This window comes from Bradyrhizobium sp. CCH5-F6, from assembly GCF_001556045.1.
Classification (GTDB): Bacteria; Pseudomonadota; Alphaproteobacteria; order Rhizobiales; family Xanthobacteraceae; genus Bradyrhizobium.
The window spans coordinates 33,441-48,284 of the sequence record NZ_LSIC01000146.1; the positions used below are offsets into that span (position 1 = coordinate 33,441).

Genomic DNA, 14,844 nt, shown 5'->3' on the forward strand with positions numbered 1-14,844 from the left:
TTCATATTTTACTTCAAGCGGTTCAGTCGCCGTTCACATGGCCTCGCCAAGCCGGTATACTGGCAGAGACGGGCCAGAGACAGATTCACAAGCAAATTCAATGCGATGAGGTAGAACCATGACACTTCCGATCGGCGCCACCGCCCCTGACTTCGAAGCCGAGACCACCGAAGGGAAGATCAAATTCCACGACTGGATCGGCAACAGCTGGGCGCTGCTGTTCTCGCACCCCAAGGACTTCACGCCGGTTTGCACGACCGAGCTCGGTGCGCTCGCCAGGCTGAAGCCGGAATTCGACAAGCGCGGCGTCAAGCTGATGGGGCTTTCTGTCGATCCCGTCGACAACCATGCCAAATGGTCGGAGGACATCAAGGAGACCCAAGGCGCCGCGCCGAACTATCCGATGATCGGCGACACCGATTTCAACGTCTCCAAGCTCTACGGCATGCTGCCGGCCTCGACCTCGGGCGATCCCCTCACCCGTACGCCGGCCGACAACCAGACCGTCCGCAACGTCTTCATCATCGGGCCGGACAAGAAGATCAAGCTGGTGCTGGTCTATCCGATGACCACGGGGCGGAACTTCCAGGAGATCCTGCGCGTCATCGACTCGCTCCAGCTCACCGCCAAGCATCGCGTCGCGACGCCGGCCGACTGGACCCAGGGCGACGACGTCATCATCGCCGGCTCGGTCTCCAACGACGAGGCCAAGACGATCTATCCGCAGGGCTGGAAGGAGCCGAAGCCCTACCTGCGCATCGTGCCGCAGCCGAAGTGACTTCGGCAATTGGGCGAGCGTCGTCCCGCGGCTCATATTCCTCGGGATGATCTGCCGAAACTCTGCGCGTGTGTCTCGTATACTGAGGATCAGCTCAGCGAGATACACGCCCGATCATGCCAAGCCCGCCGCCGGTCATCGTCTGGTTTCGCGATGACCTTCGCCTGTCCGACCATCCTGCTCTTCACGAAGCCGCCAAGGCAGGCGCCCCAGTGGTCTGCCTTTACGTCCTCGACGATGCAGTCGCGCGGGCGCCGGGTGGCGCGGCGCGCTGGTGGCTGGCGCAGTCGCTGCGGGCGCTCGGGGCCGAGATCGCCGAGCGCGGCGGATCGCTGGTCCTGCGCAGGGGGCCGGCCGCCAGGGTGGTCCCCGAGGTGGCGCGCGAGGCCGGCGCCCGCGCCGTCTACTGGAACGGGATCGCCCAGGCGCCACATCAGTCGGTCGAGCGGGCGCTCGAATTAGCGCTGGCAAAGCTCGGAACGGACTCGCAAATCTTTCCCGGCGATTTGCTCGTCCCACCCTCTGCGATCCGCAACAAGGACGGCCGGGGCCTGCGCGTGTTCACACCATTCTGGCGACGCGTGCTGTCGCTCGGCGATCCCCCAAAGCCGCTGCTCGCGCCAAAGGCGCTGGGCCCTGCACCAAGGATCGCCAGCGATCGGCTGGAGAGCTGGAAGCTCGAGCCGACCAAGCCTGATTGGGCGGGTGGCCTGCGCGAGGCATGGATTCCCGGCGAAGCCTCCGCACGAGGGCGCCTTCGCGACTTTCTCAGGCACACCGTGCGGACCTATGCCGGCGACCGCGACCGTCCGGACCGGGACGGCACCTCACGGCTGTCGCCACATTTGAGGTTCGGCGAGATCAGCCCGCGCCAAGTCTGGCACGCCGCCCGGTTCGCGGCGGCCGAAGATCCCGCACGCGGGCCCGGCGTCGAGAAATTCCTGAGCGAGCTCGGCTGGCGCGAATTCTGCCGCCACCTCCTCCACGATCACCCCAACCTCGCCAGCGAAAACCTGCAGACGAACTTCGATGGCTTCCCGTGGACGCGCGATCGCAAGGCGCTCGCCGCCTGGCAGCGCGGACGCACCGGCTATCCGATCGTCGATGCCGGCCTGCGCGAGCTCTGGCACACAGGCGTGATGCACAACCGCGTCCGGATGGTGGTGGCCTCCTTCCTGGTCAAGCACCTCTTGGTCGACTGGCGCGAGGGGGAAGCCTGGTTCTGGGACACGCTGGTCGATGCGGACGCCGGCAGCAATCCCGCCAACTGGCAATGGGTCGCCGGCTGCGGCGCCGACGCCGCGCCCTATTTCCGCGTGTTCAATCCGCAACTCCAGGGCGAGAAGTTCGATCCGGATGGAACCTACGTTCGGCGCTGGGTGCCGGAGCTGAAAGACTTGCCGGCGAAGCTGATCCACCAGCCGTGGCAGGCGACGCCGATCGAGCTTGCGAGTGCGGGCATCACGATCGGCAAGACCTACCCGCAGCCGATCGTCGATCATGCCAAGGGGCGCGAGCGCGCGCTCGCCGCGTACGCAAAGATCCGCAAAGGTTGAGCGTTGCTTTGACACAATTTCGAAACCGGCTATCGTCATCGCTCCGTTCAAACAATGGGGGACGACATGGACGACGAGAAGCCGATCACCGAGCAGGCGATGGACACGATCACCAATGCGGTGGAAGCGACCAAGGACGCCGCTGTCACCGCCGTCAAGCAGGTGAAGAAAGCCGCCAAGAAGGTCGCGAAGAAAGTAGCGCCGAAGAAAGCTGCCAAGAAGAAAGCCGGGAAGGCTGCGAAGAAGTCCCCGAAGAAAGCGGCAAAGAAGTCGTCCAAGAAAAAAGCGAAAAAGGCTACGAAGAAGGTCGCCAAGAAAGCCACCAAGAAAGCCACCAAGTCGAAGAAGAAGGCCAAAAAGGCCAAGCGCTGAGCGCAATGCTTAGAGACGTCGCCGGGTGCAGACGCACCCGGAGACGTCGGCAGCCTACACTTGCCGCCTGGCCGCACGCCAGCCGGGGTGGTGCTTGTCGTTGGGATCGCGGAATTCACTGCGATGACCGCGCCGGTCCTCGGCCTTGAAGCGCTGCCGCTTTTCGGGTGAGCCGAACTGCTTGATCACCCGCCTTCCGTTGACTTTCTTGATCACGTAGCCGCCCGCGGTCATCGAGAACGGCGCCTTCAGCGACCCCATGTGGTCGAACTTCGTGCCGCGGGGATGTTCGAATGGCTCGAACCAGGACGGATAGACGAAGTTCGACATCGGGAAACCGTCGACGACGAACGCGTCTTCCTCCACCGCATCGCAGACCTCGTAAGCATATTGGGTGTGCCTGGTCTTCTCGGCCCACAAATTGGCCATGGGATCGAGCGCCATCTCGAACAGCTCGTGCGACGCCGCGAGGCTGACCGGATCGTCCTCGCCGAGTGTCTTCAGGAATATCTTCGAGATCGGCTGCCCCCGATGCGTCAGCTCATGTCGCCCAAGGAAGTTCTCGTGGGTGGCGTCGTCGAAATAGACAAGCTGCCAATCCGTCGGTTTCGGCTTGCGGGTCACGTCGAGATCGACGGGGTATCCCCACACGGGGAAGAAGTGCTCGTCGTAGCATTTCTGAAGCGCGGCCGTAAGTTTCTGCATCAGCCGCTCGCTCATCATCTCCTCGGCGTAGTTGATGCAGGCAATCCGGACCGGCCTCAAGGTTCTGCCGAGCAGTGCGCGCCTCGCCTTCTTCATGAACATCACCGTGCTGAAAAAAAGTGGGTTGAAAGCTCCACTCTAGCACGAAACGGCCGACACACGTCAGGGCTGTGCACGCTGCCAGGAACGCTGATTGACGACGAAGACCGCTGCGGCACAGAGCGCCATGCCGGCAATGGCAACTGCGTCCAGCTTTTCTCCGAACAGCAGATAGGCCATCAGCGCCGTCACGGCCGGCACCAGATAGAACAGGCTCGCGACCGAGGTCGCTGCGGCGTTGCGGATCAGCCAGTACAACAGCCCGATCGATCCGATCGAGAGGGCTACGGCAAGCCAGGCGAGCGCGAGCACGAATTCCCGCGTCCAGTGCACCACGCGGTCCTCGAACAGGAAGGCGCCGATCGCGAAGAAGACCGTGACGGCGACATATTGCACGAGATTGCCGGCACGCCAGTCGATGTGATTGCAGTAGCGGCGCTGATAGAGCGTGCCGAGCGTGATGCTGATCAGCGAGACCACCGAGGCCAGCCAGCCGAGCCCGGCGTCGCCCGTCATGGGACGGTTGTGCAGGATCAGCACCACCCCGCCGAGGCCGAGGACGAGGCCGGCCCATTGCACCGGCGTCACCCGTTCGCCGAGCCAGCGATTGGCAATGGTCGAGGTCAGGATCGGCTGAAGGCCCGGAATCAACGCGGAAAGGCCGGCAGGAATCGAATGCGCGATCGCGATCGCGGTGCCGCCGAGATAGAAGCCGTGGACGAGGATGCCGGCGACCGCACTGTGCGCGATGCCCGCGCGATCCGGCCATTTGGGCCGCGCGATCCCCACGATGATCGCCATCAGCCCGACCACGATCGCCATGCGGATGGCGAGATAGGTCAAGGGATCGGCGTTGTTCACGACGTATTTGGTGCCGATGAAGCCGGTGCTCCAGAGCAGGACGAACAGGACCGGCGCGGCACGGGCAGCCAAGGCTTCTTGATTATGATTCATTGCCGCCCCTCATGCCTGATGAGGGGCTTATGCGGCAATGCGAATTTCCGGTTGAGCGATGCTGCGCTGCGACGGCTGGCAGCTCAGCCGCTCACCATTCTTCCGGACAGGGATCGACGATCTTCCAGAGCTCGACCCCGTTCTTGATCTTCTTCATGTCGGTCGTGAGCCCGCCATTGCGGCGAATCCAGTCCTTCACCTTGTCGGGGTAGTAGGACATGAGATCGGAGGTACCTTCGGCGCTGGTGACCTTGATGCCGAAGGTGAACGCCTTGTCGTAATAGGCCTGGTGGAAACCGAGGCTGGCGCGCGGCGTGACGCAGATCTTGTTCATCGGCACGATGCCGAGCACGAGCGTGCAGGCCGAGTTGCAGATGCCGTCGATGATGACGCGCTCGCCTTTCTCGCGGACGCGCTTGTACTTGGCCTTGTATTCCTCGACGTAGCCGCCATGGTCGCGGGTGATGTGAAGCTCGGCGCGCGCCGGCGTGGCGGCGGCGACGGACAACAACAGCAGACTGAGAAGCGTGATGCGCATGGCGAGGTGACGTCGATGGCCTTCAGGAATGCACCGGCCTCGAAGGACCTGCAAGTGATCCCTGGGGACGGCGGCAGGATTCTTAAGCGAATACTCTTTGGTCATACTTGTGTGGGGAATTCGTTAAGCATCCCGAAAAGGCCAAAAATGGGCAGCTTTTGACCCCATGTCCGGCAATTCTGTCACACCGCCCGGAAATCCACGGGATTGGGCGTGATTTCGGGCCTCCGGACCGATGCCGGGCCGGCCGAAATTGCTATAAGTGGCTGACCTATTCGAGCGGGTTCCGGAGAATCGAGATGAGCAAGTTGACGCTTGTAGCCGCGGTTGCAGCCCTGACGGCTGCAATTCTAGCCCCTGGCCTCGCGGAGGCGCGCGGACATCACCGGTATCACCGCGCCTACGCCAACCCGCTGCCCTACCCGATCAGCTATCTGCACAATTACGGACCCGGCATCACCCCCGGCACCTTCGCCTATTACGATGGCCCCGCGACCAACCACTGCTACCGCAGCGCGGCCGCTTATATCGGCCAGGACGGCCGGCGGCACCCCTGCTACTGAGGCGCCGCGGCCCGGCGGGGGCCTATTTCGCGGCACCCGACAGCAGCAATTGCTTCTCGATCTCATAGACCGGGAGCTTCACGAGGTCCTTGCCGACTTCCCCCTGAAGCGCCTTGCGCACCGCATCCGAATAGTCGGCGCGGATCATGCCGAGCGCGCGCGGTGAGGCCACCATGGTCAGGGCCTTGGTCTCGCCGGAGCTGACGGCAGCATCGAGCCGGCCGGCCAATCCACGCAGGAAGGCACGCTCTGCCTCATCGTGCCAATCGGTCTGCTCGACCGAGCTGCGCGCTCCGCCGGCCGCCGGCTGCATTCGCCCCGGGGCATCGCTGCCTTGCGCGCTGGTCGATGGATTGGACTGCTCGTGCACTTCCCGGGTGTGGAGGTTCGGGAACATATGGTCGCCGAGGTTCTCTAGAATGAGCGCCTTGCGCCCGTCGCACACGACCAGCCAGTCACCCTTGTCGATTCTTATCTTGTCCATTGCAGACTTCTCCTTGAAACTCATCGATGCCGCGTCCGCATCAGAGATGTTCTTCGAATTCCTCGAATGACTTGCCGAACTGCGCCATTGCCTCCTCCAGATAGTCGGCAAGCATCGGCGTGCCGATCAGGTAGGAGGCCGTGCGCTGGTTGTGCGCCTGCGCGGCCTGGGCGTGCAGTTCGCGCCAATTGGAGAGATCACCGTCGCCTCGACCGAGCCAGGTCAGCGCCACGAGATCAATCTGCTCGTCGACATTGAGAGAGCGGATAAAGCCCGCGAGTTCCGCACGGTCGGTGGTTTCACCGCGCCCGCCCCGGCCATAGCTCAGGTCGTCGTCGCCGGACTCCAGGATGACGCCACTTCCGGCTGCCTCGCTGTCGGACCGGCGCGATTTCGAGACGACGAAGAAAACCTTCTCCGGCGAGATCGACAGATTTGGAATGACTCGCATCCAGCTCACCTTGCCCCGCAGCAGGCACTACGCCGCTGTCATGTCGGCAACAGTAGGAGCCAAGGCAAACTTGCGAATTGCGCAGGATCAAGGTCCAAGGGGCAGCATCGACCCGTGGCCTGAGCCAGCTGGCGGGTGGGACTCAGGGCCGGCCGGCTCGCTGAAGGTTTGTTCATCACCATTACATTTTGGTTCCGCCACAATTTGACGGAACAGCTTCGATATCTTGCATCGCATAAGCGGAGGAAGACATCATGAATATCAAGACTGGCCTCGTCGCCGCGTCCCTGTTCGGCGCCCTCGCGGCATCGTCGGCGGCGTCCGCCATGCCCATCGCGCCCGCGCCTGCGACACCGCAGGTCTCCGGCGTCGAGCAGGTCCGCATGGTCTGCAACGCGTGGGGGCAGTGCTGGTGGCGCCCGAACTACTACGGCTATTACCGACCGCGGCCATATTACGGCCCACGGTACTATGGACCGCCGCGCTATTACGGCCCGCGCTATTATGGTTACCACGGTTATCGCCGCTGGTGACGTTTGAAGGGGCCCTCAGGGCCCCTTCGCTTTTGCGAGATCATGTCTCGCGCAGCTCCCGGCCCGGATCTGATCCGGATCAAAGTTGAAATGAGCCGGTAACGTCATTCTGCATAGACGAAGCGACGGAGTTCGTCCTTCGCCCGTCACGCTGATCCGTCGGACTTCATGGCATGATGTCCGCAATACTACGGCCCGGAAACCGGTTTACTGAAACGCGATGTTTCGCCATTGATGGCGCATCGACGTTCATTTGATTGTCTTATTTCAGCAGCCGGCCAGAACCATGTTGTTCGACGACCTCGCTCCATCCTCCGCGCTTCAACTGATCGGCTTTTCCGACATCGATGCGTTTCGGCCTATCGAGACGATGGAGGATGCGAGAAGCATTCCGCTCGACATCCCGAACTTCGCGGCGGCCCGCGCCGTCGTCTCCCTGCCGGCGTGCCGCATCATCATGATGAGATCGTTCGCGCGCATCCTCGACACCGCCTATCGTATGCCGGGCGGGATGGTGATCCTGTCCATGACCGACGACCTTCAGGTCAATTTCAAGGGAGTGGACCTCGACGCCGGCTTCTTCGTTGCGCTCCGCGGCAACGATGGGTGCCATTTCGTCGAGCCGCGCACCAATCACCATGCCATGATCATCTTCTCCCCCGAGCTGGGGGACCGGGGCTGGTTCGACCGCGCCGACCATTTGCGGGCCCATGTCGCGAACCGGCCCGCCCTGCTCCACGCCCGACAACTCCTGGTCGATATCCTGCGCACCGCGTCAGTGCAGCCGTGCCTGTTCGAAACCGAGGTTGCGGCCCATCTCCAGGAAGGCCTGCTGCTCGCGCTCGACGATTTATTTCGGATCGATCAGATGTCGGATCGGAGCGCCTCGATCCAGAGCGAGCGAGCGATCAAGCTCGTGCGGCGCATCGACGACTACGTCGCGACCTATCCGACCGCTCCGATCTATACGGCCGATCTCGCCGGCGAGTTTGGCGTCTCGATCCGGACGCTCGGCGGCGCCGTCAGCAAGGTGCGTGGCATGAGCCTTCACCAGTACATTCGCCTGAAAAGGCTGTGGGCGACTCGCGCCCGCCTCCTCAAGGGCGGCGGTGCCACCGTCGCCACTTGCGCACGCGCCCAGGGCTTCCATCACATGGGCGAGTTTGCCGCGGCTTACCGCGCGACCTTCCACGAGGCGCCGTCGGATACGCTGGCGCGCGGCCGGCAGACCGGCTTCCTGACAGGCTGAGGCCGCCAACCGTTACGCTGCCCCGCCTCAGGTCGTCCTGGCACATAGCTGGGAACAGCAGCCATTGCCGGCGCCGCGCCGGGCGATCATGAGAACTACCTCTACGCTATTGCTCTCCCTTAAGCGGAGTCAGATTGGAGAGTGATTTGAGTGACTCTTGCGCCTTTCGACCGCAGGTCTCGCGCACGATGCCGCGCAGCCAGCGATGCGCGGGATCGGCGTCGAAGCGCGGGTGCCAGGCGAGCGAGATGGCGAGCGCATCGGTCTTCACCGGCAATTCGAAGCTATGAAGATTGACGCGCGCTGGTTCGGTAAGATGGGCAGGCACGGCCGCCACGTGGTCGGCTGTCCTGACGATCGCCAGCGCATCCGCGAAATTGGCGACTGCGATCGCAACGAAGCGTTGGAGTCCGAGGGCCGACAATGCCTCGTCGATCGGTCCCGCGAAGCGTCCGCGCCGCGAGACCGAGACATGCGGGAAGGATACGAAGCTTTCGGGGGTCATTGCTTCCGCCAGCGGATGACCGTGGCGCACCACACCGACGAAACGGTCGTGGAACAGCGCCTGCAAGCGGATCTCCGGTCCCATTGCACCGATAGCACCGACATCGGCGTCAATTCTGCCTTCACGCAGCGCCTCGACATCCTCCTCGTCCTCGTGGGCGAAACGCAGCCGGACATGCGGGGCCTGATGCGCGGCAATTGACGACAGCGTCGCCCCGAAGGTCCCGACGAACCCGTCATTGGCACGGATGACGAAGGTGCGCTCCAGGCGGGAGAGATCGAGATCGTCCTCGCCGCGCACCAGCGCCTCGGCCTCCGTCACGAGAGCGCGCAGCCGCTCGCGCAAACCTTCCGCGCGCGGCGTCGGCACCAGTCCGCGCCCGGCTCGTACGAGGACCGGATCGCCGAGCAGGTGTCGGATACGGGCGAGCTGACGGCTCATCGCCGGCGACGACAGGTTCAGCCGCTGTGCTGCACCGACAACGCTGCCCTCCGCGAGCAACGCATCGAGCGTCACAAGCAGGTTCATGTCGAGGGGTGGGACATGCCGTTTGGGAGCCTGTTTGGCGGGCATGGGCCGCCTCCTTCGCATAAGTGCTTCTTATGCAATTATATAATAGATACATTGCACTGTATGCAAATGACGTCGAGGGCTATCGAAAGACGGAACCGCAATGATCCCGAAAGGGACGCTTCCGATAGGACACCCGATGACCAAACCGCCCGATTTCTCCGCTTTTCACCCAGATCCCACCGCACAGGGGATTACCCATGCCCCCGCGTCCCACCACCGCCCCGTTCGCTCCGGAATGGTGCTGACCGGTCTGTCGCTCGCCATCCTCCTCTCCCAGCTCGGCACCAACATCATCAATGTCGCCTTGCCGACGCTGGTGAAGGACCTCGGAGTCGACTTCGGTGCTGTTCAGTGGGTGGTGGTAAGTTACCTGCTCGTCGTCACCGCGTTGATCGTCGGTGTCGGCCGCTTCGGCGATCAGCTCGGCAAGAAGCGGCTCTATCTTTGGGGGCTCGCTATCTTCATGGCGGCCTCGGTGCTTTGCGCGCTCTCTGCCAACCTGCCGCTGCTGATCGCCGGCCGCGCCGGCCAGGGCCTCGGCGGCGCAATCCTGATGGCACTCTCCTTTGCCTTCGTCGGCGAAGTGTTCCCGAAGGAGCGCACGGGCTTTGCCATGGGCGTGCTCTCCACCATGGTGTCCTTCGGCATCGCGCTTGGACCCTCGCTCGGCTCGCTGGCGCTGGCCGCCTTCGGTTGGCAGACGGTGTTCTGGGTGAACCTGCCCTTCGGTCTTCTCGCCTTCCTGCTGGTCAGTCGCCATCTACCGAATGCCGTCGACGCGCCGAAGCATCCGGTCTCGGCGGCGCGCTTCGACTGGCTCGGCACGATCCTGCTCGCCCTGACGCTTGGCGCCTACTCGCTCGCCATGACCTTGTCAGGCAAGCAGGGGTTCGCGTCGCCGCTCGTGCTTCAGCTCGGACTGGGCGCGCTCATCGGGCTCGCCCTGTTCCTCGCGGTACAGGTCAAGGCGCGCGCGCCGCTTCTGAAGCTGTCCATGTTCCGCAACGCGCTTCTCTCCACCAGCATGGTGATGAGCGTGCTCGTCTATGCGGTGATGATGGCGACGCTCGTACTCGGACCGTTCTTCCTGTCGAAGGCGCTGGGCCTCGACACCCGCATGGTCGGCCTCGTGATGACCGTCGGCCCGCTCGCCGCAGCCATCATGGGCGTGCCGGCCGGCACCGTCGCAGACCGCATCGGCGCCAAGCTCGCCATGGTCATCGGGCTGGCGCTGTTCACCATTGGTGCGTTCGCTATGTCGTGGGTGTCGCTCAGTGTTGGAGTTGCCACCTATATTGTCGCGATCCTGTTCATCAGCGTCGGTCTCGCCTTCTTCCAGACGCCGAACAACACCGCCGTCATGGCTGATGCGCGGCCCGAACAGCGCGGCCTCATCTCCGGTCTGCTGGCGCTCGCCCGCAATCTCGGTCTCATCACCGGCGCCTCGCTGATGGGTGCGCTGTTCGCCCATTCCGTCGGCGATGCGGCCTCGGCCACGCCCGACACCCTGGCGCAGGGCATGCGCTTCGCCTTCCGAATCGCGGCGGCCATGGCGGCGGCGGCGTTCCTTCTTTCCCTCACCACGCTTCGCCCGCGGCGGCGTCACACCTGACCCGGCAGCAAAGGATGATCCCCATGCAACGGCAGAATTCACCATCATCGGGCGCCGAGCGCCCGGTCCCGCCCGAACGGCGCCTCAGAGTCTCGGAAGTGCGCGAGACCATAGAGATGAGCCCGCACATGCGGCGCATCACGCTTGCGTCGACGGCGCTGACGGACTTTCCCGTCCGCCGACCTGCGCAATGGGTCAAGGTCTTCGTGCCGACACCGGGGATCGAGAAGCCGAGCGGACGCGCCTACACCATCCGTCATTTCCGGGAGGACTTGTGCGAGATGGACATCGACTTCGTACTCCACGGCGACGGCCCGTGCTCGATCTGGGCGCAGGCGGCAAGGCCGGGTGACGTCGTCCAGATCGCCGGACCGCGCGCCGGCTTCCGGCTTGACCCGGACCTCACGCACCTCTTGATCGGCGGTGACGAGACGGCGCTTCCCGCAATAGGCTCAATCCTTGAGTCTCTGCCGGCCGGTCTCTCCGTCGATGTTTTCCTAGAGATTCCCGAAGATGCCGACGTCCAGATCATCCATTCGAAAGCTGACGTCGAGGTTACTTGGCTCCCCCGCAACGGTCGGGAGGCAGGCGCAGCCACGGCGCTCGCCGAGGCGATGATCGCGGCAGAGTTGCCGGAACCCAAGAGCGAGGTCTGGTTTGCCGCAGAAGCTTCCGTCGTCCGCACCGTCCGCCGCCACTTCCAGCTCGACCGCGCCATCCCACGCACGAGGCTCACGATGTCCGGCTACTGGAAGAAGGGCGAGACTGATTTCCGTGATAGCGAGGGGGACCAGTGATAGTTCGCGTGTCCAGAGAAGTCTCTTCTGGTCCATCCGAGCCTCGAGTTCGCCTGCAACTCGCCGAAGAGAGAGTGTGTGTGCCGCACTCGCTGCCGGACACAGCGCTTAGTGAAGCGACCGTCGGGGACCGCGCCCGGGTCGACGGCGCGATGCTCGATGTGATCACGATCGTTGACGGCTTGCTGCCGGGCCCCGGCCTCGGGGGCAACGGCGGTATTTGGTGCGCTGCGCCAGGTGATGATGAGAACTATGTCTACGCTATAGCCCTCTAAATCCGCCTAAATGCACCCGCCCCGACGATCGGACAAAATTCCACCAAGCAAGGACTATCGCGATGCATACATCATCTGAAGGATACAAGGCCGGTGCCACGGCCTATGTCAGCGGGCGACCTGGCTATCCGCCCGAGGCGCTGGACTGGTTGCGCGACATCGTGAGTGTCGGACCCGGCCGGAAGGTCTTGGAACTGGGTGCCGGCACCGGAAAGTTCATGTCCGTGCTGCGGCAATGCGGAGGAACGCTCGTTGCCGTTGAGCCCATCGATGCCATGCGCGCGCAACTTACGGCCGACTTTCCGGAGGTCGAGGCTCTGGCAGGTTCGGCGGAAGCCATCCCTTTGCCTGACGCGTCCGTTCATGCCGTCGTCTGCGCACAGGCCTTCCACTGGTTCGCAAACGCAGCCGCCTTGCAGGAGATCAGGCGGGTTCTCGCGCCGGGTGGCGTGCTGGGACTCATCTGGAACGGGCGGGATGAGACTGTGCCATGGGTCGCCGAACTGTCCACCATCACGGACAAGTGGGAAGGAAATACGCCCCGCTACGTGACGGGCGAATGGCGTCGCGTATTTCCCGCACCGGGGTTTGAGTTTATCGATGAGCGCCATGCCCGCAATGCGCATGTCCGAACGGCAGAACAGGTCATTGTCAAAAGGACATTGTCCGTCAGTTTCATCGCGGCCCTGCCGCAGCAGAAACAGGCGGAAGTCGAAGAGCAGGTGCGGGCGCTGTTCGTGCGAACCCCTGAACTCTCAAAGGGCGGCGAAATTTCCTTCCCTTATAAGACGAGCATGTTTGCCTATCGTAAGGTGTAGCCAGGCCTGCCGTCAGGCAGGCTGGACTTGCTGCCTTGGACGACCCATAAGCTATTGTCCCAATAATCTATGGATCATCCACATGGATCCACTCAGCGATGTGATTGCCCTGCTTCGGCCGAACACGGCCATCTCGAAGCCCATCTCCGGTCGAGGTGCATGGGCCGTGCGCTACGCCGCCCACGACGCCCCGGGCTTCACGATCATTCTGAAAGGCGAATGCTGGATTGCATTTGAGGGTGAGGAGCCCTTGAAGCTGGAGACGGGGGCATTTCTGCTGCTGCCCTCGACCCCAGCCTTTACCTTGAGCAATGACCCCGGCATGGCCGGAACGCCGACAGACCCGATGGATGTGCCCGTCCGCCATGGCGAGCAGGAGGGCGAAGCAGACTTCGAGTCGTTGGGCGGCACGTTTCGCATCGAGGCGGCGAACGCGCCGCTGCTGCTGGCCCTGTTGCCGCGCATGATCCATGTTCCTCCGTCCGAAGGGCGATCGGCACGGCTTGGTCGGCTGATCGATATCATCGCGGAGGAGTGCCATGGCGCCGCGCCGGGCAAGGACATGATGCTCCAGCGCATGCTCGAAGTTCTTCTCATCGAGGCCCTTCGCTCGCAGGAAACGACGATGGGTGAAGGCCGCGCCGGTCTGCTGCATGGCATGCGCGATCCGGCTTTGGCGCGCGTGCTTGCTGCCATGCATGCGGATGTGCGCGCGGACTGGACCGTGGCAAGCCTTGCCCGCATTGCCGGCCAATCGCGTTCCGCCTTTGCCGCGCGCTTCGGGGCGATACTTGGCTGCGGCCCGATCGAATATCTCGTCCGCTGGCGCATGGCGCTGGCCAAAGATGCATTGCTGCGCGGGGCAAAGACACTCGACCGGATCGCCGACGACATCGGCTACGAGTCCGCCAGCGCCTTCAGCACGGCGTTCCGCAAGCGGCTTGGCTGCCCGCCGGGACAATTTGCCCGGATAAATGGCAGCGCCAACCACGCCTGAGACCGATGCGCGAGCGACTTCCGTTGTCGATATAGACGATTGAAAACAAAAAATGGATTTTTGATTATATATCGTCTAGGTGATCGGGGCTATCAAGGGAGCATCCGAAACAAATGGAGGTTCCCATGCAAACGATCCTGATCACCGGCACATCCTCTGGCTACGGCCTGGAGACGGCGCGCCATTTCCTCGACAAGGGCTGGACTGTCGTCGCAACGATGCGCCGCCCGGACCCCGGCCTTTTCCCTGCCTCACCCCGGCTGCGTCTTCTGCCGCTCGACGTGACGAATGACGAGAATATCGCCGCCACCGTAGCAGCGGCGGGGCCGATCGACGTGTTGGTCAACAATGCCGGCATCGGCGTTGTCGGCGCGTTCGAGGCGACGCCCATGGCTCATGTCCGGAAGATCTTCGCCACCAACACGTTCGGTGTCATGGCCATGTGCCAGGCCATCATACCGCAGATGCGTGAACGCCGGTCCGGCGTGATCGTCAACGTGACCTCGAGCGTGACGCTGGCCGCCATGCCGCTGGCGGCGGCCTACACCGCCAGCAAGCAGGCGATCGAGGGCTTTACCGGCTCGCTCGCGCATGAGCTTGAGTATTTCAATGTGCGCGCGAAGCTGATCGCGCCCGGCTATGCCCCCACGACGCGCTTCGCGCAGAATACGGACCTGAGGATCGAAGACCTGATCCCCCCTGCCTATGCCGGCTTCGCGACGCCCATCTTCGCGGAATTTGCCCACCCCGCCATGACAACGAAGGAAACGGAGGTCGCCGAGGCTATCTGGACCGCCGTTCACGACTCGTCAGACCGGGTTCATTTTCCAGGTGGTGCCGACGCTGTCGCACTCTATGAAGCCCGTTATCGGTGAGCGCAAAAGCCTCCTGATCATCACAGGACAATCACATCGTGGCATCGGCCTCCCTGCCGGTGCCGCCTGTTCCTCTATGGCAGACACCGTCTGGGAACCCCAACTTTTCT

At 63.3% G+C, this 14,844-nt stretch carries 17 protein-coding genes; 11 read left to right on the top strand and 6 right to left on the bottom strand.

The features are described from left to right. Positions 1–118 precede the first annotated feature (118 nt). From AX729_RS26290 to AX729_RS26300, 3 genes are all read left to right on the top strand, one after another. Complete coding sequence (locus AX729_RS26290) at positions 119–778, top strand: peroxiredoxin (RefSeq protein WP_061027133.1); 660 nt, start codon at positions 119–121, stop codon at positions 776–778. Between the two features lie 116 nt (positions 779–894). Continuing rightward, complete coding sequence (locus tag AX729_RS26295; RefSeq protein ID WP_082770540.1) at positions 895–2,334, top strand: cryptochrome/photolyase family protein; 1,440 nt, start codon at positions 895–897, stop codon at positions 2,332–2,334. Between the two features lie 66 nt (positions 2,335–2,400). Then, complete coding sequence (locus AX729_RS26300) at positions 2,401–2,706, top strand: hypothetical protein (RefSeq protein ID WP_061027135.1); 306 nt, start codon at positions 2,401–2,403, stop codon at positions 2,704–2,706. 54 nt (positions 2,707–2,760) lie between these two features. Here AX729_RS26300 and AX729_RS26305 read toward each other — a convergent pair whose 3' ends face one another. From AX729_RS26305 to AX729_RS26315, 3 genes are all read right to left on the bottom strand, one after another. Next, positions 2,761–3,507 carry a hypothetical protein gene (locus AX729_RS26305; protein ID WP_061027172.1) on the bottom strand — a complete coding sequence of 249 codons (747 nt, stop codon included), beginning with the start codon at positions 3,505–3,507 and terminating at the stop codon, positions 2,761–2,763. Between the two features lie 66 nt (positions 3,508–3,573). Continuing rightward, a complete protein-coding gene (locus AX729_RS26310) occupies positions 3,574–4,464 on the bottom strand; it encodes a DMT family transporter (protein WP_061027136.1) in 891 nt (296 codons plus the stop codon). 91 nt (positions 4,465–4,555) lie between these two features. Continuing rightward, positions 4,556–5,002 carry a hypothetical protein gene (locus tag AX729_RS26315; protein ID WP_061027138.1) on the bottom strand — a complete coding sequence of 149 codons (447 nt, stop codon included), beginning with the start codon at positions 5,000–5,002 and terminating at the stop codon, positions 4,556–4,558. Positions 5,003–5,301: 299 nt separating this feature from the next. Here AX729_RS26315 and AX729_RS26320 point away from each other — a divergent pair, with 299 nt between their 5' ends. Beyond that, positions 5,302–5,565, top strand: coding sequence for a hypothetical protein (locus AX729_RS26320; RefSeq protein WP_061027140.1), 264 nt, complete (start codon positions 5,302–5,304; stop codon positions 5,563–5,565). A 22-nt stretch (positions 5,566–5,587) separates the two neighbouring features. On the opposite strand, the gene AX729_RS26325 is transcribed toward AX729_RS26320, so the two are convergent. Both AX729_RS26325 and AX729_RS26330 read right to left on the bottom strand, forming a co-directional pair. Beyond that, positions 5,588–6,049, bottom strand: a complete 462-nt coding sequence (locus AX729_RS26325) for a host attachment protein (RefSeq protein WP_061027173.1) — start codon at positions 6,047–6,049, stop codon at positions 5,588–5,590. Positions 6,050–6,089: 40 nt separating this feature from the next. After that, positions 6,090–6,500 carry a DUF3775 domain-containing protein gene (locus AX729_RS26330; protein ID WP_061027174.1) on the bottom strand — a complete coding sequence of 137 codons (411 nt, stop codon included), beginning with the start codon at positions 6,498–6,500 and terminating at the stop codon, positions 6,090–6,092. A gap of 254 nt (positions 6,501–6,754) precedes the next feature. On the opposite strand from AX729_RS26330, the gene AX729_RS26335 reads away from it, so the two are divergent. Both AX729_RS26335 and AX729_RS26340 read left to right on the top strand, forming a co-directional pair. Continuing rightward, positions 6,755–7,033 (top strand): hypothetical protein, encoded by a 279-nt coding sequence (locus tag AX729_RS26335; RefSeq protein WP_061027142.1) that lies wholly within the window; start codon positions 6,755–6,757, stop codon positions 7,031–7,033. Positions 7,034–7,319: 286 nt separating this feature from the next. After that, positions 7,320–8,282, top strand: a complete 963-nt coding sequence (locus AX729_RS26340; RefSeq protein ID WP_061027145.1) for an AraC family transcriptional regulator — start codon at positions 7,320–7,322, stop codon at positions 8,280–8,282. A 106-nt stretch (positions 8,283–8,388) separates the two neighbouring features. On the opposite strand, the gene AX729_RS26345 is transcribed toward AX729_RS26340, so the two are convergent. Next, positions 8,389–9,360 carry a LysR family transcriptional regulator gene (locus AX729_RS26345; RefSeq protein ID WP_061027147.1) on the bottom strand — a complete coding sequence of 324 codons (972 nt, stop codon included), beginning with the start codon at positions 9,358–9,360 and terminating at the stop codon, positions 8,389–8,391. A gap of 136 nt (positions 9,361–9,496) precedes the next feature. Between AX729_RS26345 and AX729_RS26350 the strand changes: the two genes are divergently transcribed. The 5 genes from AX729_RS26350 to AX729_RS26375 all read left to right on the top strand — a co-directional run bounded on the left by AX729_RS26350 (position 9,497) and on the right by AX729_RS26375 (position 14,734). Beyond that, a complete protein-coding gene (locus AX729_RS26350; protein ID WP_061027149.1) occupies positions 9,497–10,972 on the top strand; it encodes an MFS transporter in 1,476 nt (491 codons plus the stop codon). A 23-nt stretch (positions 10,973–10,995) separates the two neighbouring features. After that, positions 10,996–11,769: a siderophore-interacting protein gene (locus AX729_RS26355; protein WP_063817292.1), complete on the top strand. Its 774-nt coding sequence runs from the start codon at positions 10,996–10,998 to the stop codon at positions 11,767–11,769. A 337-nt stretch (positions 11,770–12,106) separates the two neighbouring features. Then, complete coding sequence (locus AX729_RS26365) at positions 12,107–12,862, top strand: class I SAM-dependent methyltransferase (protein ID WP_061027156.1); 756 nt, start codon at positions 12,107–12,109, stop codon at positions 12,860–12,862. A gap of 82 nt (positions 12,863–12,944) precedes the next feature. Beyond that, positions 12,945–13,859 carry an AraC family transcriptional regulator gene (locus tag AX729_RS26370; protein WP_061027158.1) on the top strand — a complete coding sequence of 305 codons (915 nt, stop codon included), beginning with the start codon at positions 12,945–12,947 and terminating at the stop codon, positions 13,857–13,859. A 125-nt stretch (positions 13,860–13,984) separates the two neighbouring features. Beyond that, a complete protein-coding gene (locus AX729_RS26375) occupies positions 13,985–14,734 on the top strand; it encodes an SDR family oxidoreductase (RefSeq protein ID WP_061027175.1) in 750 nt (249 codons plus the stop codon). Positions 14,735–14,844: the final 110 nt, after the last annotated feature.